33 protein-coding genes are annotated in these 24716 nt (G+C 59.2%); 2 read left to right on the forward strand and 31 right to left on the reverse strand.

The window, feature by feature from the left end:
* Window positions 1–65: 65 nt before the first annotated feature.
* The 13 genes from AYM40_RS37425 to AYM40_RS43370 all read right to left on the reverse strand — a co-directional run bounded on the left by AYM40_RS37425 (window position 66) and on the right by AYM40_RS43370 (window position 8216).
* Window positions 66–1295 carry an SGNH/GDSL hydrolase family protein gene (locus tag AYM40_RS37425; RefSeq protein WP_082855573.1) on the reverse strand — a complete coding sequence of 410 codons (1230 nt, stop codon included), beginning with the start codon at window positions 1293–1295 and terminating at the stop codon, window positions 66–68.
* 414 nt (window positions 1296–1709) lie between these two features.
* Window positions 1710–1994, reverse strand: a complete 285-nt coding sequence (locus AYM40_RS37435) for a hypothetical protein (RefSeq protein ID WP_062085456.1) — start codon at window positions 1992–1994, stop codon at window positions 1710–1712.
* A gap of 14 nt (window positions 1995–2008) precedes the next feature.
* A complete protein-coding gene (locus tag AYM40_RS37440) occupies window positions 2009–2335 on the reverse strand; it encodes a hypothetical protein (protein ID WP_062085454.1) in 327 nt (108 codons plus the stop codon).
* A 17-nt stretch (window positions 2336–2352) separates the two neighbouring features.
* Window positions 2353–2580 carry a hypothetical protein gene (locus AYM40_RS41140; RefSeq protein WP_148662469.1) on the reverse strand — a complete coding sequence of 76 codons (228 nt, stop codon included), beginning with the start codon at window positions 2578–2580 and terminating at the stop codon, window positions 2353–2355.
* A gap of 8 nt (window positions 2581–2588) precedes the next feature.
* Complete coding sequence (locus AYM40_RS37445) at window positions 2589–3026, reverse strand: hypothetical protein (RefSeq protein WP_236721161.1); 438 nt, start codon at window positions 3024–3026, stop codon at window positions 2589–2591.
* Between the two features lie 96 nt (window positions 3027–3122).
* Window positions 3123–3716 (reverse strand): hypothetical protein, encoded by a 594-nt coding sequence (locus tag AYM40_RS37450; RefSeq protein ID WP_063501207.1) that lies wholly within the window; start codon window positions 3714–3716, stop codon window positions 3123–3125.
* A 373-nt stretch (window positions 3717–4089) separates the two neighbouring features.
* On the reverse strand, window positions 4090–4776 hold the full coding sequence (locus AYM40_RS41710) for a hypothetical protein (RefSeq protein WP_063501208.1): 687 nt from the start codon (window positions 4774–4776) through the stop codon (window positions 4090–4092).
* Between the two features lie 2 nt (window positions 4777–4778).
* Complete coding sequence (locus tag AYM40_RS37460) at window positions 4779–5033, reverse strand: hypothetical protein (protein ID WP_063501209.1); 255 nt, start codon at window positions 5031–5033, stop codon at window positions 4779–4781.
* A 741-nt stretch (window positions 5034–5774) separates the two neighbouring features.
* Complete coding sequence (locus AYM40_RS37475; protein ID WP_063501212.1) at window positions 5775–6248, reverse strand: plasmid fertility inhibition factor family protein; 474 nt, start codon at window positions 6246–6248, stop codon at window positions 5775–5777.
* 17 nt (window positions 6249–6265) lie between these two features.
* The gene (locus tag AYM40_RS41715; protein ID WP_063501213.1) at window positions 6266–6499 is read right to left on the reverse strand and encodes a hypothetical protein; all 234 of its coding nucleotides are present in this window, start codon (window positions 6497–6499) and stop codon (window positions 6266–6268) included.
* 334 nt (window positions 6500–6833) lie between these two features.
* Window positions 6834–7178 (reverse strand): hypothetical protein, encoded by a 345-nt coding sequence (locus tag AYM40_RS37485; protein ID WP_148662470.1) that lies wholly within the window; start codon window positions 7176–7178, stop codon window positions 6834–6836.
* A 24-nt stretch (window positions 7179–7202) separates the two neighbouring features.
* Window positions 7203–7766 (reverse strand): hypothetical protein, encoded by a 564-nt coding sequence (locus AYM40_RS37490; RefSeq protein ID WP_063501215.1) that lies wholly within the window; start codon window positions 7764–7766, stop codon window positions 7203–7205.
* 324 nt (window positions 7767–8090) lie between these two features.
* A complete protein-coding gene (locus AYM40_RS43370; protein WP_256390510.1) occupies window positions 8091–8216 on the reverse strand; it encodes a hypothetical protein in 126 nt (41 codons plus the stop codon).
* Between the two features lie 197 nt (window positions 8217–8413).
* Between AYM40_RS43370 and imuA the strand changes: the two genes are divergently transcribed.
* Entirely contained in the window at window positions 8414–9112 is a 699-nt protein-coding gene (imuA, locus tag AYM40_RS37500) for a translesion DNA synthesis-associated protein ImuA (protein WP_063501258.1), read from the forward strand.
* A 257-nt stretch (window positions 9113–9369) separates the two neighbouring features.
* On the opposite strand, the gene AYM40_RS37505 is transcribed toward imuA, so the two are convergent.
* The 7 genes from AYM40_RS37505 to AYM40_RS37535 all read right to left on the reverse strand — a co-directional run bounded on the left by AYM40_RS37505 (window position 9370) and on the right by AYM40_RS37535 (window position 13610).
* Window positions 9370–9840, reverse strand: coding sequence for a hypothetical protein (locus tag AYM40_RS37505; RefSeq protein WP_236721162.1), 471 nt, complete (start codon window positions 9838–9840; stop codon window positions 9370–9372).
* A gap of 2 nt (window positions 9841–9842) precedes the next feature.
* Complete coding sequence (locus tag AYM40_RS37510) at window positions 9843–10808, reverse strand: hypothetical protein (RefSeq protein ID WP_236721163.1); 966 nt, start codon at window positions 10806–10808, stop codon at window positions 9843–9845.
* A 149-nt stretch (window positions 10809–10957) separates the two neighbouring features.
* Entirely contained in the window at window positions 10958–11650 is a 693-nt protein-coding gene (locus AYM40_RS37515) for an SOS response-associated peptidase (RefSeq protein WP_063501218.1), read from the reverse strand.
* Window positions 11651–11676: 26 nt separating this feature from the next.
* Complete coding sequence (locus AYM40_RS37520; RefSeq protein WP_063501219.1) at window positions 11677–11976, reverse strand: hypothetical protein; 300 nt, start codon at window positions 11974–11976, stop codon at window positions 11677–11679.
* Between the two features lie 203 nt (window positions 11977–12179).
* Window positions 12180–12527, reverse strand: coding sequence for a hypothetical protein (locus AYM40_RS37525; protein WP_063501220.1), 348 nt, complete (start codon window positions 12525–12527; stop codon window positions 12180–12182).
* A 73-nt stretch (window positions 12528–12600) separates the two neighbouring features.
* Window positions 12601–13080: an RES family NAD+ phosphorylase gene (locus tag AYM40_RS37530; RefSeq protein WP_063501221.1), complete on the reverse strand. Its 480-nt coding sequence runs from the start codon at window positions 13078–13080 to the stop codon at window positions 12601–12603.
* Window positions 13077–13610, reverse strand: a complete 534-nt coding sequence (locus AYM40_RS37535) for an antitoxin Xre-like helix-turn-helix domain-containing protein (protein WP_063501222.1) — start codon at window positions 13608–13610, stop codon at window positions 13077–13079. Before AYM40_RS37535 ends, AYM40_RS37530 begins: the two co-directional genes overlap by 4 nt.
* A 141-nt stretch (window positions 13611–13751) precedes the next feature.
* On the opposite strand from AYM40_RS37535, the gene AYM40_RS37540 reads away from it, so the two are divergent.
* Window positions 13752–14054 carry a hypothetical protein gene (locus AYM40_RS37540; RefSeq protein ID WP_063501223.1) on the forward strand — a complete coding sequence of 101 codons (303 nt, stop codon included), beginning with the start codon at window positions 13752–13754 and terminating at the stop codon, window positions 14052–14054.
* A 481-nt stretch (window positions 14055–14535) separates the two neighbouring features.
* Here the strand turns inward: AYM40_RS37540 and AYM40_RS41150 are convergent, their stop codons facing one another.
* The 11 genes from AYM40_RS41150 to ligD all read right to left on the reverse strand — a co-directional run bounded on the left by AYM40_RS41150 (window position 14536) and on the right by ligD (window position 24426).
* A complete protein-coding gene (locus AYM40_RS41150; RefSeq protein WP_236721165.1) occupies window positions 14536–14775 on the reverse strand; it encodes a hypothetical protein in 240 nt (79 codons plus the stop codon).
* 210 nt (window positions 14776–14985) lie between these two features.
* Window positions 14986–15786 carry an IS21-like element helper ATPase IstB gene (istB, locus tag AYM40_RS37550; protein ID WP_063501225.1) on the reverse strand — a complete coding sequence of 267 codons (801 nt, stop codon included), beginning with the start codon at window positions 15784–15786 and terminating at the stop codon, window positions 14986–14988.
* Window positions 15779–17302, reverse strand: coding sequence for an IS21 family transposase (istA, locus tag AYM40_RS37555; RefSeq protein WP_063501260.1), 1524 nt, complete (start codon window positions 17300–17302; stop codon window positions 15779–15781). The genes istB and istA overlap by 8 nt, the downstream gene beginning before the upstream one ends.
* Before the next feature lie 92 nt (window positions 17303–17394).
* A complete protein-coding gene (locus AYM40_RS37560; protein WP_236721166.1) occupies window positions 17395–17964 on the reverse strand; it encodes a hypothetical protein in 570 nt (189 codons plus the stop codon).
* Between the two features lie 4 nt (window positions 17965–17968).
* Window positions 17969–18538 carry a PAAR domain-containing protein gene (locus tag AYM40_RS39770; protein ID WP_236721167.1) on the reverse strand — a complete coding sequence of 190 codons (570 nt, stop codon included), beginning with the start codon at window positions 18536–18538 and terminating at the stop codon, window positions 17969–17971.
* Window positions 18539–18752: 214 nt separating this feature from the next.
* Window positions 18753–19733 (reverse strand): hypothetical protein, encoded by a 981-nt coding sequence (locus AYM40_RS37570; RefSeq protein WP_148662471.1) that lies wholly within the window; start codon window positions 19731–19733, stop codon window positions 18753–18755.
* Window positions 19734–20302: 569 nt separating this feature from the next.
* Window positions 20303–20848 (reverse strand): hypothetical protein, encoded by a 546-nt coding sequence (locus AYM40_RS37575; protein ID WP_063501227.1) that lies wholly within the window; start codon window positions 20846–20848, stop codon window positions 20303–20305.
* 20 nt (window positions 20849–20868) lie between these two features.
* Entirely contained in the window at window positions 20869–21252 is a 384-nt protein-coding gene (locus tag AYM40_RS37580; protein ID WP_063501228.1) for a hypothetical protein, read from the reverse strand.
* Between the two features lie 161 nt (window positions 21253–21413).
* The gene (locus AYM40_RS37585; RefSeq protein WP_063501229.1) at window positions 21414–21863 is read right to left on the reverse strand and encodes a hypothetical protein; all 450 of its coding nucleotides are present in this window, start codon (window positions 21861–21863) and stop codon (window positions 21414–21416) included.
* Window positions 21864–22250: 387 nt separating this feature from the next.
* On the reverse strand, window positions 22251–22463 hold the full coding sequence (locus tag AYM40_RS37590; protein ID WP_063501230.1) for a hypothetical protein: 213 nt from the start codon (window positions 22461–22463) through the stop codon (window positions 22251–22253).
* A gap of 58 nt (window positions 22464–22521) precedes the next feature.
* Complete coding sequence (ligD, locus tag AYM40_RS37595) at window positions 22522–24426, reverse strand: DNA ligase D (RefSeq protein WP_063501231.1); 1905 nt, start codon at window positions 24424–24426, stop codon at window positions 22522–22524.
* Window positions 24427–24716 lie beyond the last annotated feature (290 nt).

The raw sequence follows: 24716 nt of genomic DNA on the forward strand, positions 1-24716 counted from the left end.
CGCTCATGGAGCGCCCCTTTTTTTGACAGCCTGATTGTTACCCTACTCCACCCCCACCGAGAGGACTACTTGCCCAGCCCGCTTTTGGCGACTTGCTGCTCGACGTACTGAGCGAATAGCGCGTGCAGATGCGTCGACGGGTGCACGTTGTCTGCAAACATGTACGTCTGGTCGGCCCCGGCCACGGTGTAGGTTTGGGGCGAGCAGAACAGCGCCGAGGCGAACGAAGCGCCGTATTGGGCGGGGGTCAATCCATTCAGCACGCTCGGATTCTGCGTACCGTATGCGGTCGCATTGGCCGCCATCGACTGCAGATTGCACGCAGTGCCAGTGTTCGACACGGTGAAGCCGTTCGTCTGATAGCTCGCGTTGATGCCGTCCTGCCAGCTGAAGGCGTCGATCTGGATCACCTTGCTGGCCGGCAGTCCAAGGCCCTGGATCGCCTGGGTAAGCGCGGCGTTATAGACGCTCGAGAGCGCGGTGAGCAGTTGCTGCGCGGACGATCCGCCCGTGACGCCGAGCGGAGTCTGCCCGATGTCCGGAACGTTCGAAACGACAACGTGTGAGGCGCCGGCCGCTACGATCTGCTGGATCACCCCGGCGAAGGTCTGTGCGACCGGACCGAGGCTGGCAGTTGCCTCGTTCTGGATCGCGGTGGCAGGGTCCATGCCGCCGGCTACGTCAGCAGCGACGGCCGCTTGGATGGTGGATTCCAGTTCGAAAATGTCATTGGCGCCGCCGTTGATCAGCACGAGCTGGTTCGCGTTGAAGCTGCCATGAGCGGCGAGGTAGTTCTGTAGCTGCTGCGTGACAGGAACGGTTGTCGCGGCCGAGTAGTCCGCATTGGCGGTGCCGACCGGCGCATGCCCTTCGCCAACCGGATCCTGCACGCGCGCCCCGCCCTGTGCGTAACCAAGGCCGGTCGACGCCGCGAGAGGCTGGCCGAAGCCGCCGAGGTAGGCCGCGCTGAGCGTACCACCGTAATATTCCGCGACCTTTTGGGTCCACACTTCGCCGGGGTTGGTCGTGAAACGGCCACCGCCGAAGCTCGCGGTAATGACCGGAGCATAGGTGCCGACATCGGAGAGGCTGTCACCGAACGAAACGACCTGAAGGTTGACGCCGCCTGTCGGCGTGCTGGTGTTGGCCGAGCTGGTGTTGCTGCTACCACCGCCGCCACCGCCGCATGCTGCCAGCATCGCGAAAGCAGCGCCGGCGATCGCCAGTTGCGCGAAGCGCGCGAGCGTGTTGCGGTCCGAACCGGTCTGAATATTGGTTTGATTGATCGACTTCATCGGGTCATGTCCTCGTTTTGTGTGGCGACGGTCTAGCCGTCCAAGTTATTTGATTTGAGTCATTGATGCGGCCGCAGCGTCAGAGCAAAACTACGTCGCATCATGTTTAACATTGTAACATCAAAACATCAAAAACGATATTTTGATGTTTTAGAAGAAACGTTCTTCAAAAGAAAAAACAACAACCGTTCTACTCCCCCTACGTGATGCGAGGTCGGCGACGAGTACCTCCGACAAGACTTCTGCCCAACAGGGAACTGACGCCGAAAAGCAACGCTACGAGTATCGCGATCGTCAACTGGTACATCGACGTTTCGCTGAGGGGACCGTGACTCAGATACCAGAGTAGCCAGCCAAGCGGCCCAAGGGCGGCGCCGATTCCCACGATGCCACCCACCCCGAACAGTGTTTTCATTACAGATTCCCGGACTTCGTTGAAGGCTGCCCGCTGCTATCGACCAATGGTGATGCTGCAGGGGAGTTCGATGGTGCCAGTGCAACAGCCTGCGTAGGTGCAACTTCCGCGCCGACAAGCTGCGTGTGCAAGCTCATTGCATCACGGACGCTGTCGCGCTTACCGCGGGGCGTGTCGCCCTGCCACAGCATGTAAACGGGCGCATCGCTTACGTTGTATTTCGCGATAGTCCATCCGCTGGGATGCGACATGTAGTACTCGTTCTCGATCTTCCACTGTCCCATCGCTGAGTCCGATCCTATTCGTCGCGTGCAACGAGGTGACGCTTCAGACGCTGCTGAAAGGCACAGTCAGCAATGGGTCGATCCGCGCGTGGTACGCGCAGCGTCATCTTGCGGCATGGCTCGATCTGTTCGAAGCGGTACGCAGCTGCTGCTGCGAGGGTCGAATGCCAGACCGCACTACGCGCGGGTTCCTCAAAGTCGACGTCCGCAAGCATGACGACGCGCACACGACCCGCGCGATCCTTTAGGTACTCGCATGGCATCCAGTTGCCAGCGATCTCAACGTCCGTCACGTTGATTTCGCGAGGCACACGGGCTGCGGATTGTTTCTCGGCGTGCATATACGTCCTGCTCCACATCAAGCGGCGGTAGGTCGAGCGGCGCTCAACCGTTCCACCATCTTTTCCACGTCCCTGCCGTACAGATAGACCGGTCCGAGTTCTTCGTAGCCAAACGAGCGAATGTAAGCGTACGCAAAGCAGGGATATTCCTTCGGCTCCCGTTCGTTGTCCGCGTCCCACTTCGGCATGCTTAGATCGTTCAGCAGGAATCGGCGCCACGCGCGTTTGTCTCGGAGTAGTTTCATGGCTATGACTAGGTCATTGAGACGGGCTGGCCATTGGTGAGCCGTCTCGCGATTGAGAACAGAACAGCCCGTTCCTTGTCCGCATCTGGCGTATGCGCGAATTCTGCCCAGCTGCCTACTGCCGTGTTCGGTCCGGGCCAGATATTTCCCTGCGGCCGGACGACTTCCCGTACGGTCGGCCCGACCGCGTAGAGAAGCCCCCATTTCGGTGGCAACTCGTCTGCTGCGATCAGCCCCTGCGGGCAGAGGTAGAAGCGATACACACCCAACCCCGAACCAGTGGTCTGCCGTTCCGGTTTCAACGCGTCCGCGAGAAAGTCGCCACGGCTTATCTTGACCTCGATCAAGATCGAGCAGACGGCGCGAAAGCCGATCACGTCTGGCTGTTCGCGGCTTCCCGTGGCAATGATCTCTGTTCCGACGACATCGAAGCCCTGCCGCTTCATCCAGCGGGCTCCGAGCGCGGTCAGCCTAATATGTTCAGGGCTAGGCATCCCGTTACCTCGCCGCAACTGTGCCGGTACGCCAAAGGCGGCGGACAATCATTCGGCGGATCCCGCTTGCGCCTGGGTCTGCACATGTTGTGACATCGCAAAAAGGTTTGGATGCGCCCGATCCACCAGATGAGCCATCTGGATCAGCGTGCCCAAGGCGATGACGACGAGGCCGCTACGGCAGTATGCGGAGGCGTTGACCAGCGCCTTGACGGTCAACGTCTCGATAGCAGTCGGCTGGGCAGCCCCTGCGGTCGGGGTCAGCAGGGCGAGCATGTCGCTCTCTTCTTTCTTCGTCATCACTGCGCCAATCGCTACCCAGCACGTTCCTACAAGGACAACGCAGGCAGACATCCAGTCGAACGTGTCTTCTCGAAGCACGAGATTGAACGGGAAATTGACACAGAGCGCGATCCAGCCCGCGATCGCGAGGACGAACGCGATGTTGTGCTGCTGTGTCGCCGTACCGGCATTTTGCTTGTGCTTCAGGCGACGGAAGAAACGCGGGACCGAGTAAACCGTAGCTGCGATAGAGGCAAAGAAGAGGAAGGATTCCTGCTGCGACATGGTGAGCAGTGCGTGGGCGATGGTCTGAATCGTCATTTGGATTTGGTCAGTCGTTGATTTGTTGGTGTTGGCCATTGCCAATCACGTTCTTTCCAGCGCTGCTAACGAAGCGTTGCGCGAATTTCCCCGGAACAGGCTGGCATCTTGTGTTGGACTCGGAAAACGTTCGCCCGGAATCGCAACGAACAAACATAATTTTAATCAGTTAAAAAAGTGAGCACAATCAATATTAAAGCGTGCTCGGTGGCGATAGCGTTCAGCACTCCGGCGGACTGGACTGCGCGGTCTGAGCGGCAATTTCGGGAGGCTGGGAGAGCGCTGCCGCGGGAAAAATGGCGCGGGAGAGCGCCGTTTTCAAGAGAGCTTGGCAGCCACCGTGCTCGGGGCGATTGGCGGAGTCGCATAGGCCGAGTAGGGCTGTAGGCGGACATCCCTGGACAGCACGAAACTACTGCGTCGGTATCACGCGAATCTCGCTCGCAGGGATCGCGACGACGACGCCCCCTTTCGATGCCGCGACAGTCGCGTTTGTGCTCTCGGATTCGCGTTTGAGTTGCCTGCCGTCTGCCTCGCCTTGGGTGAACGACGGCCAGGGCAGAAAAGGTTCGCTGTAGTCCCTGCCAAACTCGACAGAGTGTGGGCAACGGTAGATAGCCTTGTCGCCGTCGAGCCGAACAAGGACTGCGGTTTCGCACTTGACAGAGGGACCGACGAACGAGGGATCGACGACGCCCGCTTGCTCCGGATGTCGGAAGAACAGCCAGTGATCCGCAACAGTGCCGCAAATATAGAGGCCCGCGATTACCGCCCAAATCGCCAGTCCGAAACGTAACGCGACGCCTTTCTGCGCAGATCTGTCGCGGGCCAGCCCGACGAGGCGTGCCCCGAACATGAGAACCGTAAGCAGGCCAAACACGAAGAAGGCGACGACGGACCAGTTGTACGCGTCGCCGGCGATGCCCCTCCTCGGGTCCGGCACCAGTTCAAACCCAAGGAGTAATCCCAGCGCTCCGACCATGCAAACAAGGAAGTGTGCCTGGGCAATGATGGCCGCTCGACCCTTGGCCAAAAGGCCACGCACGGCAAGAATCAGATTTGCATAGGCGGCGAAGAGAAAAACGGGGAGGAAGACCATGTTCAGAGTGCCGTTTCCGCAGCCTTATTTCGCTTGTACCGCGCATCGCCACGCTTCCCGACGTACATCGCGACAAAGGCCCCGATCAGCAACAGCGTACCCGACGTAAGCAGGTCGCTCGACGTCGCCTTGGTGTGCCAGCCATAAAAATGGGCCATGATCAGCTCCTGAGCGATAACCCAGGCAATGAACGTAGCGATCGCGCAGTTGCGACCGTATTTCGACGCGGCAATTTCAATTGGTTTTCTCGATTTCACTGTGGTTCCTTTCGTGTAGTTGCAGGAGGTATGTCTATGCCCTTACAGGCATACAGAAAATTGCTACTCGCGTTGCGACTTGGGCAAATATGCTCGGCGAATTAGCTCATCGCGTGAGCCGTATCGCTTTACAGCGTCGTGGACTGTCGAACGCGTGGCCCCGGTAAATCGCATGGCGTCAGCCTGTGTCATTCCGTCAACGAGTACGGCCCTCGCGGCATGGTTTGCGGGGCTATTCCGGTCGCCGCCGAGCAGTATTGTGAGCACGTCGAATTGCTCGCCTGTCATATGATTCATTTACCTACAAGAAGGCCGCCCGAACGGCCGGAAAGTGTCTCGAACCGGCGTTCCGCGTTACCGGCCTGCCGGCGACGTGTCACGCCAAGGACGCGATCTCAATTAGCCTTAGCGTGCCCCGTACTTCACTGCGAGTAGTGCGGTGATCACGAACATGGCTCCGAATTCCAAAAACGATCGCAGCCAACAGCACGCCTTTTATTAGGCAGACTCCAGAGAGTCAGAATCGAATCCGATCCGGCTTGATTCCGTCGGCCAGCAGGTTTGCCTCAACATGACTGATGATTTTGTTCCCGCGCCAGGCCTTAGAGAAACGAAAGCCAGTAACGCGCATGACCGGCGCAACAATGTGAGCTGCCGCGCGCATCAATTCGTAGTGAAGTCGCAGGATTATCAAGTTAGGGGTCTCCACATTTCGAGGTGGCTTTTTGTTTGTTCCGGGCATCAACGGACCTCGCATTCGGATCCGTGACCAGAGGCACCGCAACGCTCGCGGAGCAACGCGGCTTCAGCTTCATGGACCTCGACTGGCATCACTTTCGCGCCAGCATACTGAAGATATCTGGCACGATGCCGACCATTTGTGAAGCCAGCTACCGGGACCTTCTCGATTCGAGGTGTAGCGAATCCCAGGAGCCTACGGTGCGTCCTTGTCCGGATTGAAAATCCAACGACGGGCATTTCACAGGCGCCTTCCTTCGGGTCCAGGAACTGCCGGATACCTTCCCGTTTCGTTTCGGTCCATTCCGTAGGCCGACCAATTACCAGCTGGTCGCGTTCGAAGCAGCCCATCAGCCGCTTCACGTCGACCAGCACAACCGTGTAGCCAGCAGCGTGTTCATGGCTACGTTTGAATTCGACATACGCGTACGGCGTGTGGGTAACGCCGAGGTGAACCCGCCAGGTTTTTTTTTTCATGGAAGCCTAATTTCCGACTAGCAAACCGCTTTGCAACAGATCGTCAGGTCGTTTGTTAGCAAGATGCTATTGCGTCGAGGAACGATCCAGTTCTCATGCTGAGTGTTCCATGTGCCAAAGTGTCGCCCCGCGACCGCGCACGCCACGTCAATGGCAGCACGGTCCCCGTGCGCCTTGACCGTCAGGTCGCCGCTAGGCAGTGTGCTTACGTGGATTTCGCCGTTACAGCCGGGTACTTTGTAGATGCTCATGGCTATCTCCTCCTTTGCCTGGATGAATTACCGCCAAACAGTGATGCTTCGATTGACCGGTAGGAACTCGCTAAATCCGAGGTCCGTATCGATCTTTACATTGACACCAAGTACGGTGACTCCGACCACGGTTGCCAGTCGGCCACACTCGCTGCCAATCTGCACCGTAGAAGGTCGTATCGCATCGCCAACAGTGACGTCCTTGCAGGCCACCTGTTGTTGTTCCGTCGTCACTCTGCTTACCCTTGATTGAGATGTTTATCGTGACCACTGATTCGCCGCTCAGAAGCGTTGAACGGCCTAGTCGTTTCCATACGAGTGCGGTCGGCTTGACTCATTGGCTATGCAGTATTTTCACAAAGCGATCGGGCCATATAACCACGAGCGCATAGCGGACTATGAAGCACATCCCGACTGCGGCCGCCGCGAAAGCCGCCCAGCCAAGTCCTGCGGTCACGCGCAGCTGCATGGCAGCCACGGGCACCAGCCCGCCGCTCGTAGCCGCCTTCGGCGCGGTCACGACAGCGAGTCCGGAGAGCGCAGCGCTTGATGCCAGCGACAGAAACATCCCGCGGGCTGCTCGCTTTTGCGCGACCACCATCGGATTAGCCAAAGGTACGTCGAAGAGCATGCACGAGAGCGCAAGCCCTAGGAATCGATCGGCGAGATTTCGCATCACACGTGCCCTTTTCCTTATTTCCTGTCAGCTGCGCTTGGCAGTGGAAGCTTGCAGCATCAGGAGAGTCATGTACGGGCGCTGTTCGTCCGTCGTGGCTGTCAGCGTCCCGTCCCTAGCTTCCCAATGGATGCCACCAATGATTCCCGGCAAACCTGACGTAGAGTTAGGCGAACCCAATTTCTCGGTCAGGCTCTTCACGATCGGATCGAACGCATTGCCGGCGATCTCAACCGAGAAGCTCTTTAGAAAGCCATCTGAATTATCAAACGCAAACTGCTGCTCAGCGCTTGTGAAGTTCCCAATGGTGACCTGGGAGCGTACTCGCGCCCCTGCGGAATCCAGGCTGGTCCACGTGCAGAACGTGAGCGTCGTGCTTGGCGGGAGACCCGAGACCTGATCAAACGCGGCGTCGCCGTCTCCACGACAATACAAGGACGATCCGGAAGGTGAGGCTGTCTTAACCGCATCCTGCGTCATACCAGGGTGGACGCCAAGCAGTTCGATGTGATCGGGTTTGCCGCAGCCCGCGAGAGTGAGCGCTGCAGCGCAGGAAAGCGCTGCGAAGTAGATCTTTGAACGAATCGTCATACGTGCGTGCCCGTTTTATTTGTTGATTTTAATCATGCTTGGTACTGATTTAAGTTAGGTATGAATATACGCCTCCAAAGACGTATCTTCAAGAGAAATTGCCATCTGTGATCGGCCGGCTGGGCATTCGAAATCTGCGGATGGAAACGCCCCTCGCCCCTCAATATCGGCAATGTCAGCCCAAATCTTGATCGCATAGTGTTTGGCGCGAGTGGACGTCTGTACGAGGCACATCCCGGCTGCGGGCGGGAAATCGCCGACCGCGGCGGGTCGCATCAAAAGCCATAGGGAAAGCGCGCGCCGTCCTCATTGGCGCGCGCTTCTTTACGTCAGTAACAAGCCGATCAACATAAGCGCAGCTGCGAGCGTGAGGCTGCGTTGATACTCCTGTCGGATCGCACCGAATAGGCACGCCACCAGTCCAGCCGAGACAAAGAGACTCTGCAACATCGTTACCTCCTTTGATGGGTTCGTTGCAGAGAGGGATGTCAAACAGGCGTAGATAACCTGCGAGGCGGGTGCGCGTCGTGGCCCGCCGGCGGGCACGCCAGACGTGACGAATGGTCGATGTTTCGGCGCGGTTGTGGACGGGGAGTGCGCCGGTCGCCGAAAAGAGCATTATTCTGTATGGATATACAGGTGTTGACATGGGCGCTCTACCCGCTTCGCTCGACGCGATACACCCAGGCTTATGGCGAGCCTCACAACTCGGCCGTGCCAGCGGGCACACGGTCGATACGGGCTATGAGGCGCTCTCTGCCGAGCTTCCGGGCGGAGGGTGGCCCCAAGGGGCGCTTGCCGAGCCGCTGATCCAGCAGACTGGCATTGGTGAGCTTCGGCTGCTCGCGCCGGCGCTAGCCACCGTAGGCGGTCGCCCCCTCGCCTTCCTGCAGCCGCCGCAACTGCTGAATGCTCTAGCGCTCCCGCACATAGGCGTTCCGGTCGACAAGGTCTTGCTGCTGCGCCCGAGGCTAAGTGCCGATGCGCTATGGTCGGCCGAGCAGATTCTGAAGGCCGGGAGCTGCGGCGCACTCATTTTCTGGCAGGAGGCGATCCGGGCGGACTCGTTGCGGCGCCTTCAACTCGCGGCACGCTCAGGCAGCGCGCTCTTTTTCGTGGTCAGGCCGCTGATCCGGGCCACAGATCCGTCGCCGGCGGAGCTTCGGCTCACGGTCCGACCAAGGCCCGAGGGCGTCAGTGTGGAAGTGATCAAGCGCAAGGGGCCTTCAATGGCAGGCAACCTGCCCATCGAACTGCGCCCCTCGCCGCTTCTTCTCAGCCCGCACCGACGCACCGCACGCGTAATGCCTGACAAAGCAATGGAACTGGTCGGCGAACGTCGTTGAACTGGCGTCCGTGGTCGACGCCCGGGAGTGCCTGTGTCGCACGCAGCTATTGCTAAGCGCGGTTGGGAATGTCGAACTTCACGCCATCGTCCCACTCCACGGTCACAGGGGATCCGCAGACGTCGCACGTTGTTTCTTCCCCGTCGTGCGCTTCATCGGGGAGCCGCCGTTGACCGCTATGCCCGCACGCTTTGCAACGATACGTGTACAGAACATCGCTCCGATCGGTCATCGCACTTTCCTCCGCTGGCTATTGTCTATCGGGTCTTCAACTGCGCACGTACAGTCTCGACGTGTTTGGGCGGCACCGAGAACGTCGCGTGCTCGAGCTGCAAGAACTTCATCATTGCGACGATTCGGTGCCGGCCATCAGTCAGCGTGGCCTTGCCCTGCTCAACTCCCATGTATGGCGTGTAGCACCATCCTTCGCTGAGGTCGCGACGAACCCGGCTCCAGCGTGCGGGATTCAGGTGCAGGCGTTCGCTCGGCGGCATCGTGTCCAGAGCGCTCTGCAGGTCTATCGTGACGAGCTGGAAGTCCCTGCAGATCGGAGGTACACGGAACTCAATATCACGCGTTGGATAGTCGTGCTTGAGGCACGGCGGCAGATCCTCCATCGCTTCGAACCTGTACCACTCGTCGCCGAACGTTTCATTGCCGGCCGCGAACTTCATGTAAAAGTACATCGACACGCCTTCAGGCGCAGGCGGCAGCATTTTTGTTGGCATTCTCAGAATCCGTATGGTTGTTCTTGCCAGCGTTTCAGCACGCGGTAATCATGTTCCGGCAGCACGATCAGGCCGTCTTCGGCCGCAGAAACGATGCGTTCAAGCGCGCCGGCTTTCACCAGGTTGCCGTGAAGGCCATAGAAATACCAGCTGAACGGCACGCCGATACGCTCATCGAACTTGTTCAACCGGCCAAACAGCGCATAGTCGTCCATGTTGCGGATCTTTTCGACGGCCGCGACCTTTCGGTTGTGGCCCCACTGCGGGATGAAGTACAGATGACGCGGCTGGCTTTTGTCGGCCTGGTAACCCTGTGAATCCTGTGGCTCAAACACCCATCGCCGGCAGATCCGTTCGCCGCTGCTGCCCGCGCTGGACTCAGACCAGTCGTCAAAAAACCGTTGCGATTTGTTCGGATATTTGTCGAACCCCGGATGAAACTCGGCAAACGATTGGGTCCCGGATTCGCCTGTCTGCAGATTAGTGAATTTGAGACGACGAGCTGCTGCGACACGCCGCTCCTCATCGGCACACGCCGCGGCCACGCGAAGGAATATCTGCATGTCGATGGCATCATAAAGACGGTATCGCTCTGCGCCCAACGGCCGAGGCTCGATCGGATCCCCGAGATAGTCGTGATACACGAGAAGATCGTTCGGAGTCTGCGGCCGCCGCCAGTTGGCGGTTGTGAAGAGGTTTCTGGTGATCGCCTCGGTCTCGGTGAAGATGCGCAACTGCGTGAAGTTGTCCAGAGCGCCGCCGCGGTCGTGGGCGAAGAAATGCAATACCGGCTGGACTTCGGACAGCAGATAGCCCTTGTCCTTGTTGCGCTCCCACACAGCGGCGACGTCGCCGTTGTGCGCCTCAATCTCGGCCTTGACCCATTCGCGATAGCTCTCCGCGATCTTCGCTCCGGACGCATCAAAGACAGCGCCGGGATGCGCCCCGTAAGTGTCGCGCGACGTCACGTACGCTACCGACCTGTACTCGCTGCGAGTAGCAAGCGTGGCCAGCAGTGCGGCATGGCGCGGCTCGACCCGGGCCGAGGCTACGATGGTTTCGAGGACATCCGTCTGGACGCAGTATTCGTGCTTCATGTCTGTACCTTTGTTCGTGCCTACTCGTCGTCGATCGGGTCGTTAAAAGTCGGGCTGTCGCTGCCTGTGCGATTCACGCCAGGCGTGACCTTGTGCCAATGGAAATCGTCAGCGGACTTCCCGGCGGTATTTGCAAGATGTACGGCTTCCTCGAACGTCGTCGTGGGATCGAGCCACACTTTGGCCTCTTCGAGCGTCAGCACAAGAGGGCGCCGGTCGTGAACGTCGAGCATGCCGCTATCGGCCGCGGCGGTCACGATGACAAACCCGAACACAACGCCGGGCGTTTCTGACGGAACTGCGTCCGGCCGCACGCTGCTTAGCCCCGCAAAATAGACAGGAGGCCCGTCATTCGATTTGATGAAGTAGGGCTGCTTTCTGCCGTCAACGGTGACCCATTCGTACCAGCCGTCAGCGGGAACCAAGACCCGCCCCGAGCTGAACATCCATTTCCAAGTACTCGATCCAGCTTTGTCCATCCGCGCGTTGACCATCATTTTGGTCTTTCTGGCCACCGCCCATGCGGGCCGAAATCCCCATAATTCAAGTCGCGGGCCGTCCGGGCCGATGATCGGCTGTTTTGTGCCCGGTGAAACGTTCCAGCTCGGCCGGAAAATCTCCGCGTGGCCGGCAAATCGCTCATCGCCAGCGTCAGACATCAGTGGCTCGACGTAAAACAGATCCTTCTGCCCGCGTGAATAACGCCCACACATGATGAACCTCCGGCGACGGCAGTTTGCTAGAAGAGCGACGACTGTTCCGACGGCCGTGTATCCGGCTTTTGTGCCTTGTCGGGCTCGCTCATACGGACCATCAGCGGCACGCCCATGCGGTCGATCGTCAGACTCAGCCCGTAGATCCCGGGACCGAGGTGTGTCAACCGCTTCCAGCTCGGCATGAAGCCCCGATCACGGGCCATCCTGGTTATGTCTGCCCGGCTGATGCCCTTCAGGCAGTCCCGGACGAACTGAGCCCCGGCCGCTGGCATCAGGTCGGCTGGAAAGATGTCGGGCAAACCGAAGGATTCAAGCCGCTCCATGGGCCACCCCTGCGTATTGCGTAACGAATCTCGTACGACCAATCATGGATCATGAAAACTCCCGATTCCTGAAAACTGTCGGTTAATGACTCGATACATAAACGCAACTAACTATCGGCTTTTCCATCTGCCCCCACTGCACACGCTCCCGGCCAACGATCCGCCCCATGCATCCAGAAAGGCCAGTCGTAGCCTCGCGCGGCTCAATGCTCGGCGCGTCCAAGACGCACCAGGCGGGAGTCGATCGCACCCTTTGTGCGACCGTGTTTCGCGGCGAGTTGCTTTGGCGACATGCCGGCGTCGAAGTCTCTCAACAACGCCTGGTCTTCCTCCGGCGGCCACGCCCGACCAGCGTTCTGTGGCCGCTCACGCTCCGCTTGCCCAGCCGGATCCGGTTGGATGAGCTTGTCGAGTTCCTTCACGGCAAGAAACAAGGCCCGAATCACCTGCGGGTTATTGAACGGGCTCTGTTCGGAAAAGATCTCTCCCGTAGCAGGATCGACGCCGCGCGCGAGCGTCTCAAGGGTCGATTTCGCTTCAAGGTGATTCATACTGCATCCGCTCCGTTTTTCGGTCCTGTTGTCTTTCCACGTTGCTGAGGTGACTCATGCGTTGGCAACATTCCTACTTCTTGATTCGGCTGTCATAGAGCCATTTGCGCAGCTTCGTCGCGGTGAAAGTGGAGGCGTCCGGATGCAACGGATTTACAAGCGCGTTGAATTCTTCAGGAACGATCACTGATGGCACCAGCAAAAGCGCTGACTTCTTAGCGCTGATCCAGCCGTCGCCGAGGTCGAGACTTACCTTGCCTTCAGGTATGGCATCCCAACCGACCGGACCCGCGTCGGCCGTCACGATCGACGCGGCGTTCCAAACTTCATCCGGCACATCTATCCGAACTAGATACCGGTTCAAAGGCAGACCCCCGGCATTCCAATGCACGACGGTTTCAAGGCAAGCCAGCGCAATGCTCGACGCGCAGTAAAGCACCGGCATACCTGCCCTGTTCCATCGGCCACCGGTTCGCTTGGCGCCCTCGCCAGACAGGTCATCGGCGGTGTAATCGGGAGTGTCAGTGGCAATCCGCCAGATCGCCACCGTCATGCGTATGCCCCGCTCTGCATCTTCGCGAGAAGACCTGCGATCACTTCCTGTCCTTGAACCGTGTCCATCAGCTCGGCGGGGGGGATGCCCCCGAGCGCTCCGTTCGCTTGCTCAAGCCACTGTCCAACCCATTGAGCGGCGTCAAAGCCTTCCGGCTCGCCCGATTGCTCGACCATCGTCTTCACCTGGCCGACGAGCTTCATCAGGCCAATGACGCGCTCTGACTGCTCCTGCGAAAGGTTTTGCTTGTTACGTGCCTTGCGATCGACCGTCGCACGCGGAAGCCCAAGCCGCTTGAAGAGCTGGTCCTTTGTCGTATGCATTGACGTCGCCAGATCAACAAGCCCATCGGCGCTGATTCCACTTTTGATTAGCTCGATCCGTTCCATTGGACCCGCTTCGTAAATCTGCACGAAGTCGCCGATCGTTCGGGGCGTGCGGCCCATGGCCGGCCGCGCTGCCTGCGCGACGACGGCGGCCGCCGTTTTCCGGGTGGAGGGTCGTTTGGTGCGATGGATGGTAACGGTCATGATTTCGTTTCTCCGCATATGAGCATTTAGTATAGCTCAAATGAGCAGCGTGCGGTGTTGTTCAGGTTGCGCGTTTTTTCGGGTCGCGGGGCTTTGCAGCACCTATGCTGCTCTATGTCACATGAGCGCACGGAGACAATCATGGGTGATCTGACCCCGGAGGCATGCAATGACCAGATCAGAATGTTGTTGCGGGACTTACCGCGCGGCACGGTTGCTGAACTGACGGATTTCGCCGTCGCGTATTGGGACGGGCGACGCGTTGTATACGCTTATTTGCGCGACGATTGCCCCGAACAGATCGAGGAAGAATTCGATCTATCCGACTGCGTTTGGCTCGACTTGCGGCCCGAGTTCGCCGCATGGATCGCAGCGCCGAGATTTAGCGTGCGAGACGAAGTGATGAACTGGCTGAAAGACACTCCGCCTTACGAGGAGGCATAACGCTCTTAGTAAGGAGGACCAGCGAAAAAAAAGCCGACCGCAATGGTCGGCTAAAAGATTCTGCCAATTCCGAGGGCCGTAGCAGAACCTGAGAGAGGCTGAATTATGCCAGCACTTCAAAGCGTCGCTTCACTCCCTCATTTTTCGCATGCGAAACGGTTGTCGACCGATTGGTGTCGCCCGGCCCTCAGCCTGAACCGACAAGCCGAATAACGCGGCACCAGATCCTCATCGAGGACGAGCTAATGGCGAAGCATCAGATAGGCTATGAACGCTCCAATCAGCACAGCGCCCGCGCTATAGAAGACGGGTTTCGTTCTCAGGGCGTCCAGCCTTGATGAAGGGGGTTTGCTGTCCCCGTCCAGGTCCCAATAGTCAATTCCGGGGTCTCCTGTCAGGTTGATGACGATGATGCCAGCCGCACCAACGAACAGTACGAGTAGCAGCAGGAATATGGGTGTAGGCATATCAAAGGTTCGGGTTAGTCGTTTGCCCAATGCATGAAAACGGGTAGCTCTTCCTGATACATGTCGTTTGCAGCCTCCCCGGCCATGCCGCCTACATTGCTACCGATAAAGACCAGCGCTACTGCACAGGCCGGCTCCGCTGGACCGCACACAAACGACACAGCAAAGCCAGCAAGCCCACCGCCAATCATCCCGCCAGCAATAATGCTTCCTTGACGTGCGACTTCCTTCACCTTGTCTTTGGCTTCAATCACTTCCCCTGTTGTGTCCGCGCCGACGGAATTTTGAGCCACCGGGCCGATTGAATTTTGAGCCGGGGTGGAGACCGGCCTGAAGAAGGACCGGTTGTGGATAAGTGTATGGGTTTCCGGAGTGGTTGTCCTCCTTCGTATGAGGATGCATTGCGCAGTGGAAGCGGCGAAGGGCGTAGCCCGTACCAGCTTCCACTGCGCGGCAAGCGACGATCAGGCCGATTCGTTCGCGCTCGCATCGTCGGGTCTGCGCGCTGCTTCGCGCGAGCGGATACGCTTCTTTGCACTGGCGCTGCTATGGCGGAAACGGTAGCTTTCGTTGCCGGTTTCCACGATGTGGCAGTGATGCGTCAGCCTGTCCAGCAATGCCGTGGTCATCTTCGCGTCGCCGAACACACTGGACCATTCGGCGAAGTCCAGATTCGTCGTCACCGCAACGCTCGTGTGCTCGTACAGGCGGCTCAGCAGGTGGAACAGCAACGCCCCTCCGGCCTGGCTGAAGGGCAGATACCCGAGTTCGTCCAGAATGACCAGGTCAAGACGCAACAGACTCGCCGCGATCCGTCCGGCACGGCCCTGCGCTTTTTCCTGCTCCAGTGCGTTGGCCAGATCTACCGTCGAGTAGAAGCGCACCCGCTTGCCGTGATGCATGATTCCGGACACGCCGATGGCGGTCGCCAGATGCGTTTTGCCCGAGCCCGGGCCACCGACCAGAACCAGGTTCTGTGCGCCCTCGGTGAACGTCATGGCGGCCAGTTGTGTGACGAGCTGACGGTCGACCGGCGAGCCATCGAAGTCGAAGCCCGCGATGTCGCGATGCACCGGGAACTTCGCCGCGTTCATCTGGTGGCTGACCGAACGCACGGCCCGATCCGCGACCTCGGCATGCAACAGCCGTTCGAGCAGCCATTGCGAAGACGCCGCCTCGACATTCACCTGTTCGAGCAGTTCGGCCCAGCCGGCAGCCATGCCGTGCAGCCGCAAGTGTTTGAGTTCGACGATCAGATCACGCATGACCGGCCTCCGGCTGTTGCAGTGCCGGGCGCAGCCCGTCGTAGCGCGATGTGTCGGCCAGCGGCGGTGTCGTCAGTTGTAGCGCAGTATGGATCTTCGGCGGCATCTGCACGCTGCGCATGCGCGACAGCACGTTCACTACATGCTCGACGCTCACGCGCCCTGAGGGCGGCGCCTGCTCCAATGCGAGTTCGACGGCAACCACTACGGTCTCCAGACCGCTTTCCGGAACCAGTGCCAGCACCTTCGCCATGACCCGGTCACCACCTGGCTCGCGTAGTAACGCCCGACGCAGCCGTTGCAGCGGCTCGGGCATATCCTGGAACGGTGCACCGTTGCGCAGGGCTCCTGGCTTGCGCTGGATCAGCGGGATGTAATGCTGCCAGTCATATCGCACCAGACCTTCATCGGCCAGTCGATCGTGTTCGGCCACCACGGCATCGTCGCCCACCACCACGACACGGCCAGGATAGAGCCGCGTGCTCAGCATCTGACCTGCAAATTCGCATGGCACGGAGTAGCGATTGCGGCCAATCACCACCAGGCAGGTCGACGAGACCCGTGCTGCGCGCTCAACATAACCGTCAAACGGTGTTGGCATCGGCATCAGATGGGCGCGTTCCTGCTCGAACACGTCGGCGACACTCAGCTCACGATAGTCAGGATGCTTCACCTGATCCCACAATGACCGGCACCGCGTCGCCAACCATGCATTCAGCTCGGCGAAACTGCCGAAGCGTTGCCCACGCGCCTCAATCCAGATACGCAGGCGGCTGTCCTGCACGTTCTTCTCGACGACACCTTTCTCCCAGCCACTGGCGACGTTGCAGAAGTCCGGATCGAACAGGTAGTGCGAACACATCACTGCGAAACGCGGATTGACCGTACGACCTTTGCCTTTGTGGACCTTATCGACCGCCGTCTTCATATTATCGTAAATGCCCCGACGGGCCACCCCGCCGAAGGCTGTGAACGAGCGCGTATGCGCGTCGAACAGCATCTCGTGCCCCTGACTCGGATAGGCAACCAGCCAGAACGCCCGCGACGCACATAGCTTCATGTGCGACACCTGGAGCTTGCGGTAAATGCCGCCGACAACCAGTCCTTCTTCAGACCAGTCAAACTGGAATGCCTCGCCCAGCTCGAATCGCAACGGCACAAACGCCGACTTCGAAACCGCCTTGCCTTCGCCTTGCCGCCAGGCCCGGATGAAATCGGTCACCCGCGAGTAACAGCCGTCGTAGCCGCCAGCCTTGATCTCCTGGAACAGCATCCAGGCGGTGCGGCGTTCCTTCTTCGGTCGCCGCGCGTCGACACTGAGCGCCTGCACCAGCACCTCGTGAAACGGCGTCAACCGGGTCGGCTGCGAGCGCCGCTGATACTTCGGCTCCTCCTGAACATCCATGTTCAGATATTTACTAATCGTGTTGCGCGACAGGCTTGTGAGACGCGCTATCTCGCGTACCGACTTGTTCTGGCGGTGGAACATCCGCCGCACCTTGCCAATCATCGTCATCGGGATCATCCCCAAACACCCTGCCAGAAAAACTAGCAGGATAGGTTGATTGCCCGGCTCAATTTTCAGTCGGCGCGATCCCTACATGTGGCTCAATTTCCGGTCGGCGTAAACACCCCTGTTGCTAAAACCGCTGTGAACAGGATTGCAACCCTCGCACTCACCTGAAGCTTACGCACCTTTGTCGTGACATCCGCATTGCCACCACCCGCCTTTTTAAGGACCGTATAGTAGACGGCGTTGCGCTCCACTGTGGAAAGCGCGTCGAAGTTCTTTCCGAACTGCGCCTGGGCATACTTGTTCAGGTAGAAGTCAAAGCCCTTTGCCGTGAGCTTCAATTTTTCCGCTTTCGCGACCCCCAAGGCTGAAGTGTACTTGCGATATTCAACGAAGAGTTTGTCCCGCAAGCCACTGCAATACTCGGCACCTTCCTTCACCGTCATATTGCCAGCAGTGACCTCGTGCCTTACCTGGTCAGATATTTCCTTGATGTGTTTCACATACTGCTGACGTACCTTGCCGTCTGTGATGGCATTGACGGCAAAGGTAGTCGCGATAGCCTCATAGTCAGCGATTGCCGCTTCGAGAATGGCGCTGTTGATGTCGTGAGTCTTCTGAGTAGCAAATGACCCGTTAGCTACCGTCTGATTGTTCTGAGCCATATCCTTACCCCACCATTGCCTGAAGAAGGTTACCCATTACTGACTGTCCCGAGCCTTGATTACTATCGAGCACGACCTCTACCTTCTGACAAGCTGAGCCATTCGGTCTGGAAAAGAGAATCTTGTTCTCGGCATTGAATACACCTTCCTCAACCGAGCCATCAGAAAAGTGAGCACGGCAGCGTAAGCCTTCGCAACTGCCTTTATCCTTCAAGGCAAAACGAATCCAGTGATCGCTTGCAGGCTCATCAGCCAGATAGTTGCCCGAGGGTCCATAACCCATCTGAGCCAGATGGTGAGATTCGAAGCCTTGGGAGCTATCGTGTTGAGAGGCAATCATCACGGGAGACGGATCGCACTTGCAGACGCACAGATCGCCTTCAAGTGCCTGTTCCTTGCCCATCATGCTGTCGGGCCAACGCGGACCTTTGGCAACGATGAGACCCGTGGACTGACATGCCGGGCATACTACCCGAGCACCCACGAAGGTCAGCGGGGTTCCATGATGCGTGCAGCTTTCCTCTCCCTCTATGACGGTGCCTCCGTTTGATGATTTATCGCCTTTCTTAAGCAAGTACCTTCTCATGTTCGTTACCTGTTATCCGCAACAGGCGAAGTCATATCATGCGAGCAGGATCCCCAGCAATCAGATAAATCTGAATCTTTGCAACGACGCGCGGAACGTGACAATGTTTGACAGTATCGTTTCGCGATGCCAAAGAATCTCAAAAAGATTCGATACGCATAAAGAGACGTCGTTTTGGGATAGTCCGCTGTATGCCACGCGCTCAGGCAGACCGGGGATGCTCCAGCATCGCTTCGGTGAATTGCCGGCGCAGCGCCATCGCCTTGGACTGAGAGCATCTGAACAATTTTCGGATCTCGGCGACGGTCGCACGCGTTCGACCAGCTGCCACTTCCGTAGCAAGCATCGCGAGATCCGCGCTAACGGTCTTTGCTACCATCACCGTTACCGTCTGGTCCTGATCTTTAGTCGGTTGCCCGCCATTGCGACCGGCCGCGACCGACGGGTTACTGACGGGAATGGCGGCATTACTCTCCGGAACACTGTCAGCCAACACTGCCCGGTCGTCGCTACTCTCACGACACGCGAAGCTACGCGGCATGACTGGCCCGTTACTCTGACTCGTTGAAGGTGTATTTGTGATGGGGGACGCGCGTAGCGCGAGCAACCACCCAAGACATGCGATGCACTCAAGCATGGCACCGAATCCAAGACCAACCAGCAGATTGATCGTATCGGGTGTCGCGCCTAGCAGCTGAGCAACGCGACTTGTTACGGGGTCGCTCATCGCGTTCGCACGTAGAGCCTCCTGCTTTTCTCGGGCCTCGCTCAGCTTGTCATCGGCACGCTCTCGGCGCCGGGCCTCTTCGAATGCGATGTTCAACGCGTCCAGCCGTGACGCCAGTTCCACGCGGCGTAGCGTTTGAGCTGTGCAGCGGCCAACGCATTTACGCGCCGTTGCATTGGCCAGTTCAGCTGTAACCCGCGCACGCTCCGCGGCGATCGCCGTCAGGTCCGGGCCAGATGAAACCGGCCGCGGAGCTATCGAGGCGCGAGCATCGACAGCTGCCGCACGAAGCTCGCCGGCATGCCGCTGCGCCTGCATGAAGAACGTAGCGTGACCGTATCCGGTTGCAAGCATCGACAGAATCCACAGCATGAGCGCAGGAACACGCAACATCATCGGTGCGGATCGGGCAAGCGCGGGCAAGAGGTGCGCGCCGAGCAGCAGAACAAGGCCCACGCCAATCCAAACGAACCGTTCTGACGACTGGCCGCCGCGCTCACATGAGGCGAGGATAGACACGCACGCTGAGATGCCTGTCGCGGCGATCGCGAGCGCTGCCGCACACCACCTCAGCGACGACAAAGCGCCGTTATGGGACCTGCACGCGCTTGCCGTGCGGCCGACGTCGACGGGCTTCGTTGCGCTATCGGCCAGTGAACCGGCCGGCGCAGATTGCATGAGTGCGGGGGAAAGCAGTGACTTCAGCGGAAGGATGGAATATGGATGCACGGTGCGGCCTCTTGTGTGAGCGTTACCCGGCTTCTCATCGCCAAATGAGGTGAGCGGGCGCATGGCAGGGTTGGCGAACCGGTCACACAAGCAGCCGGCAGACCCGAAGGTCTCCCCACCAAGGCCCGCCCATTGAAGACGGCGCGCAGAGGCAATACGCACAAAAAAAGCCGCGTAGCGCGGCCGTGCGCTTGTATGAATCGGGTCGCCAAACCCGGCACTCGTTGTCTGGAGTGCATCTTGAGTATACCGCAGCCATCGCCGCGGCTAAAGCCCCGCCCCATCGCTATGCGCGGCTAGGCGAGATCCGCATCTGACGGCTCTGCGATGGTGGACGCAGGCTGGTTGATGGTCGGGCTGGTCACCGCAAGGTGCGTCTTCAGAAACTCTCCAAGGGACACTTTTCCTTTCTCGTCCAGCTCACAGAAATAATAGATGCCGAGGTGGACAAGGGCGAGACTTGCGGGTCCCACAATCAGCCCATCGGCCAAGCCTGCGCCGCCCACGCGCGCCGTCCCATTCGCAGCGTGGCAAACATAGCCAAGATAGACGTCAACCGGAAAGCCCGCGATGAACGCGAGCGTGAAAATTGCCGCGGCCGGCACTTCCATATTGCGCCCGCGCGCCCTGGGCAGCCAAAGCGCAACGCACAGCAGGATCGTTCCCGGAGCGACGTGAACCGCGTTGCTGTCGCAAAAGGAAAAGTGCGTCGAGACCAGCATGGAAAGGCCAAAAATAGCGCCGTAAAACCATCCCAATGCACGCACGGTGCGCGGCAAATAGAGCAGGGACACGCCGAGTGGTAGCAGCCCGCCGACGGCATCAATGGAGACGTTATTCAAGACCGGTCCCTCTTCGTTTTTTAGTTGGCCAGCGGGCGGCAGCTGTCAGCACTATCGGAAGCGCACAGCCGCTTACTGCCGTTGGCCATTGTCACCAGCTCGAGCGGTTCCCCAAGCTTGGCAGTGAACACGCCGTCGACGGCCACGATCTGTTTGTCAGTCCGGACCATTGTCGCGCGCGTGTCGCCGGTGGCGAAAACCCCCGGCCGTCCGGTCATAGAGATTCCCACACCAACATCGCCGCTATCGCCCGACAGCTCTGCTGACTCGAAGTGTCCTGCACTTTCTGTCCGGACTTTGTGGGTCGCGTTGTACTGGAATGACCAGATCCCCGCTAGTCCGATGACCAATGCCCCGGCGACCTTAATCCAAAATGCGATGTTTTCCTTGTCTTCAGAGTTCATCAAATCCCCGTCGCTGACGTCATGCCGCGGCCGTTCTGACCGTCCTGTAATGCCTATATTGTGCCGTCCATTTCGTATTTTTCGCCAGCGCCGTTGTGTTGACGCGATCGGTTACATCGACGCCACATAGCTTGATGGTGGGGTTTTTCCAGGAAGGTCTTTTACATCCCGCTGTGCAGAAAGCAGAGATTGCCTTGCCCGGTTGATTCGTAAAGTTCCGAAGCGAGCGCGGCATATTCATCTTCGGCCAGTCCGGCATCGAGGAATGGGTAAGGCGCAGCCTGCAACAATTGCCCCGTGGGCGTGATGTCGATCAGAGAGCCATCCGGTCGTCGAAGCACCGAATGCGACACGAATCGGCAATACGCCATGCCGGGTAGAGAAAAGTACAGCCAGCCTCGCACGAGCTGGTGGTCCGGATGCTGTTCGCACCAGGCCTCGCAGTTGTCATGACAGGCATTGACGGCCGGTCGCCATACGTCGCTGCTAATGTCAACGCGCGGCACGGGCGCCGCTTGGTGACGGCGCATGTAGAGTGCGCCCGCGTGTTCGTGTAACGCGTCGGACGGGGGCGGCTCGTAGCCGAGAAGCAGCGGGAAATTTGCGTTCATGAAAGGCCCGGCAAGCGTGGAGGAGACTGCCATAGGTGCCAGTGTCGCATGCCTTCGTGGCTTCATGAGCTTGGCCGCCCGGTCGCGGGCGGCCAAGCTTTTCCAAGCGCTAATGGCTGATCGCCGATGGTTCTGGCTTTATCCGGTCCGGGCGCCATAGACTGTAGTGAACATATCGTGCCCATGCGAACGCAACCGGTCCGGCTGTCTCAACGGAAAGACCCGAGTAGGCGCAAAGGTGATCGAAGTCGTCCTGCGCGGTGTGTCCGAGATCATTTGTCACTGGCGGCCGCGCTTTGAGTAGCTTCGCAAGAAGCTCTTCCGGATTGCCGTAGCACATCATTGTCTCCCGAAGGGAACGTACGCGGCCCGACCGCCGCGATACCGCTACGCGTCGCCGCTGCCGAGTTCAGAGTGCTTGTGTGAATGCGTCGCGGCGTGAACCAGTTCGTAGTGAGCGCCCTTTCCGCTGCGCGCGGGAGGGAAGTGCTCACCTTCGACGCAAGTGACTTCGAAAGCCGAACTTGCGTCTCCTTCGCGTACCACCTTGTAGATCCCGCTCGTCTTCACCGTCTCGCCGGGTTTGTGCTGGTCAGCCATGTCATCCTCCTCGTTGGGTTACATCAACATTAGCAAGGGGCGCGCCCGTCGACCGTAGTCAGGGCTTCATGCCTACCGCGCGGCGCATCGCTGCGTTGACGCCTTGTCTCGTCTGCCAGTAGCCCGCCCAAGGGTCGGCGCCCAGCGATCGTTGTCGGACAATCGCACCGTGCATGCTCCATTCGTCGCCGCGCTTCACTTCCCTGAGTTCGTCCCACGCGATGGGCATCGAGACGGCCATTCCCGGCCGTGCGCGTACCGAAAAGGGAGCGACAGTACTCGCCCCGCGGCTATTGCGAAGGTAGTCGATGAAGATTTTGCCAACGCGGTTTTTAGGTCCAAGGACGGCTGAAAACCTATCGGGCAGGACGCGAGCAATGTGTTGGGCAACAGCCTTGGAGAATTCCTTGGTCTCGGCCCATCCTTGCCGGCGGGTCAGCGGTACAACGATATGAAAACCTTTGCCGCCGCTCGTTTTAACGAACGACTTCAGACCAACTTCGTCCAGAACCACCTTGACGAGCGAAGCAGCATCCAGCATCGCGCTCCACGCCAGTTGCGGATCCGGGTCCAGATCGAAAATGACGCGATCGGGATGTTCGAGGTCCGGCGCAACCGCATTCCAAGAGTGCAGCTCGATGACTCCCATCTGCGCGAGGCCTGCGAGTGCCTCTGCCGAGTTGGCAACGAGCAGCGGCGGGTGACGCGGGTGAAGCTCCTTGGGCAATTCGCTGACGCCTTGGATCCGCATCTTGTCCGCATGTTTCTGGAAAAACAGCCCCCCCTTGATGCCGTCCGGCGCGCGCACCAAAGTGAGGGGCCTGTTATGCAACCATGGCAACGCCCATTCAGCCACCTCTGTGTAATATCGCGTGACGTCGATTTTCTTAAGTCCGGTCGCATCGTCAATGACACGCGAGGCGTTGCTGATGGAGACCCCCGCGACGACGACTTTGTTTCTCGGCCCTGGCCGCTCGCCGTCCGAAGCACGCGGGCGCTCCCTGGAACCGTCCGGACCAATAGACGCGACTGGCTCCGCCGTTACAGCGGTAGCGGGCTTGTCTTCACGAAACGCCCGGAAGGTCGCATGGCGCAGCTCACCGCCCGGAGTCCATTCGAGGAAGGCTACCTCTGCGACCATTTCCGGTCGCAGCCAGATCAGTTCCCGATCGCGATCCGGAGTCGGCGGGTTATAGAAAGCAGATTCCGGCTGCGCCAGACCGTGCGCGTGCTCTGAAAATGCCGCGGTGGCCCGAGGTTTAAGGTACGGCTGTACGCTGCCGGCGTATCGCAGCGAACCGTCCTTTTCAAAAACGCCAAGCAGGAGCTTTTGCACCCCACCTCTGGCGCCACGCGCACGGGAGAAGCCGCCCACGACAAACTCCTGGCTACGGTTGCATTTGAGCTTGATCCAATCGGGCGAGCGACCTGAGCGGTATGGCGCGTCCGCACGCTTGCCAATAATTCCTTCAAGCTTCAGTTTGCACGCGGACGCGACTAGGGAGGCCGGATCCTCATCGAAGTCTTCGGAAAAGCGCAGCAGCGGCTCGTCCAGCTGTACGAGCAGATTACGCAGCAGGTTTCTGCGCGATTGCAGCGGCTGCTCCCGAATGTCTGTCCCGTTGAGAAACAGCAGATCGAAAGCAAACATCGTTATCTCGGCTGTGCTTCGTCTGTCGAACGCGTTCTGCAGGGCATTGAAGTCGGGCCTGCCGGACGCATCCAGTACGACGCCTTCGCCGTCAAGCCAAGCCGTATCGACCGGGAGGGCCGCGATTGCGTCGCGCAGCTTCGGCATGCGATCCGTCCAGTCGTGCCCGTTGCGCGTGAAAATGGTCACTTTGCCGGAATTGACCCGACACATGAGCCGATAGCCGTCGAACTTGATTTCATACGACCACGCCCCTGCAGCAGGCGGCCGGTTAACGAGCGTCGCGAGCTGCGGCTCGATCAATGACGGCATTTGTCCGGGCGCATCGTTGCCCTGCGCACGAGGTGGACTTTTCCTTTGTGAACTCCAACGACCTGACATAAGTGGGCCCTACGATATGCCACTGTGGTCGGCGCCAACGGCGGGCACTGCGCCGGTGCCGCACGTGGCTCCGGCGACGCTTCAAGCAGGTACGACCTCCTGATAGTCTCCTTTCCGGCGCCATCTGTCTCCGGCTGTCCCTCATCTAGCACGATAGATGCCCATGCGCCGGATCCGCATTCAGTGCATCGACAGCGCGGGCCTCCAGATTTGGTGTAAAG

This window comes from Paraburkholderia phytofirmans OLGA172, from assembly GCF_001634365.1.
Lineage (GTDB): Bacteria > Pseudomonadota > Gammaproteobacteria > Burkholderiales > Burkholderiaceae > Paraburkholderia.

Bases quoted from the DNA above. Each gene is read 5' to 3' on its own strand.
- AYM40_RS37585 (WP_063501229.1), bottom strand. From the start codon at position 21,863: ATGAACGCAAATTTCCCGCTGCTTCTCGGCTACGAGCCGCCCCCGTCC.
- AYM40_RS37475 (WP_063501212.1), bottom strand. From the start codon at position 6,248: ATGAAAAAAAAAACCTGGCGGGTTCACCTCGGCGTTACCCACACGCCG.
- AYM40_RS37535 (WP_063501222.1), bottom strand. From the start codon at position 13,610: ATGACCGTTACCATCCATCGCACCAAACGACCCTCCACCCGGAAAACG.
- AYM40_RS37490 (WP_063501215.1), bottom strand. From the start codon at position 7,766: ATGACGATTCGTTCAAAGATCTACTTCGCAGCGCTTTCCTGCGCTGCA.
- AYM40_RS37515 (WP_063501218.1), bottom strand. From the start codon at position 11,650: ATGTGTGGGCGTTATTCACGCGGGCAGAAGGATCTGTTTTACGTCGAG.
- AYM40_RS37445 (WP_236721161.1), bottom strand. From the start codon at position 3,026: ATGAAGCGGCAGGGCTTCGATGTCGTCGGAACAGAGATCATTGCCACG.
- AYM40_RS41710 (WP_063501208.1), bottom strand. From the start codon at position 4,776: ATGGTCTTCCTCCCCGTTTTTCTCTTCGCCGCCTATGCAAATCTGATT.
- AYM40_RS41715 (WP_063501213.1), bottom strand. From the start codon at position 6,499: ATGAGCATCTACAAAGTACCCGGCTGTAACGGCGAAATCCACGTAAGC.
- AYM40_RS37590 (WP_063501230.1), bottom strand. From the start codon at position 22,463: ATGGCTGACCAGCACAAACCCGGCGAGACGGTGAAGACGAGCGGGATC.
- AYM40_RS37540 (WP_063501223.1), top strand. From the start codon at position 13,752: ATGGGTGATCTGACCCCGGAGGCATGCAATGACCAGATCAGAATGTTG.
- ligD (WP_063501231.1), bottom strand. From the start codon at position 24,426: ATGCCGTCATTGATCGAGCCGCAGCTCGCGACGCTCGTTAACCGGCCG.
- AYM40_RS37440 (WP_062085454.1), bottom strand. From the start codon at position 2,335: ATGCACGCCGAGAAACAATCCGCAGCCCGTGTGCCTCGCGAAATCAAC.
- istB (WP_063501225.1), bottom strand. From the start codon at position 15,786: ATGCGTGATCTGATCGTCGAACTCAAACACTTGCGGCTGCACGGCATG.
- AYM40_RS37450 (WP_063501207.1), bottom strand. From the start codon at position 3,716: ATGGCCAACACCAACAAATCAACGACTGACCAAATCCAAATGACGATT.
- istA (WP_063501260.1), bottom strand. From the start codon at position 17,302: ATGACGATGATTGGCAAGGTGCGGCGGATGTTCCACCGCCAGAACAAG.
- AYM40_RS37560 (WP_236721166.1), bottom strand. From the start codon at position 17,964: ATGGCTCAGAACAATCAGACGGTAGCTAACGGGTCATTTGCTACTCAG.
- imuA (WP_063501258.1), top strand. From the start codon at position 8,414: ATGGGCGCTCTACCCGCTTCGCTCGACGCGATACACCCAGGCTTATGG.
- AYM40_RS37425 (WP_082855573.1), bottom strand. From the start codon at position 1,295: ATGAAGTCGATCAATCAAACCAATATTCAGACCGGTTCGGACCGCAAC.
- AYM40_RS43370 (WP_256390510.1), bottom strand. From the start codon at position 8,216: ATGTTGCAGAGTCTCTTTGTCTCGGCTGGACTGGTGGCGTGCCTATTC.
- AYM40_RS37530 (WP_063501221.1), bottom strand. From the start codon at position 13,080: ATGACGGTGGCGATCTGGCGGATTGCCACTGACACTCCCGATTACACC.
- AYM40_RS37505 (WP_236721162.1), bottom strand. From the start codon at position 9,840: ATGCCAACAAAAATGCTGCCGCCTGCGCCTGAAGGCGTGTCGATGTAC.
- AYM40_RS37520 (WP_063501219.1), bottom strand. From the start codon at position 11,976: ATGGAGCGGCTTGAATCCTTCGGTTTGCCCGACATCTTTCCAGCCGAC.
- AYM40_RS37525 (WP_063501220.1), bottom strand. From the start codon at position 12,527: ATGAATCACCTTGAAGCGAAATCGACCCTTGAGACGCTCGCGCGCGGC.
- AYM40_RS37580 (WP_063501228.1), bottom strand. From the start codon at position 21,252: ATGAACTCTGAAGACAAGGAAAACATCGCATTTTGGATTAAGGTCGCC.
- AYM40_RS37435 (WP_062085456.1), bottom strand. From the start codon at position 1,994: ATGGGACAGTGGAAGATCGAGAACGAGTACTACATGTCGCATCCCAGC.
- AYM40_RS41140 (WP_148662469.1), bottom strand. From the start codon at position 2,580: ATGAAACTACTCCGAGACAAACGCGCGTGGCGCCGATTCCTGCTGAAC.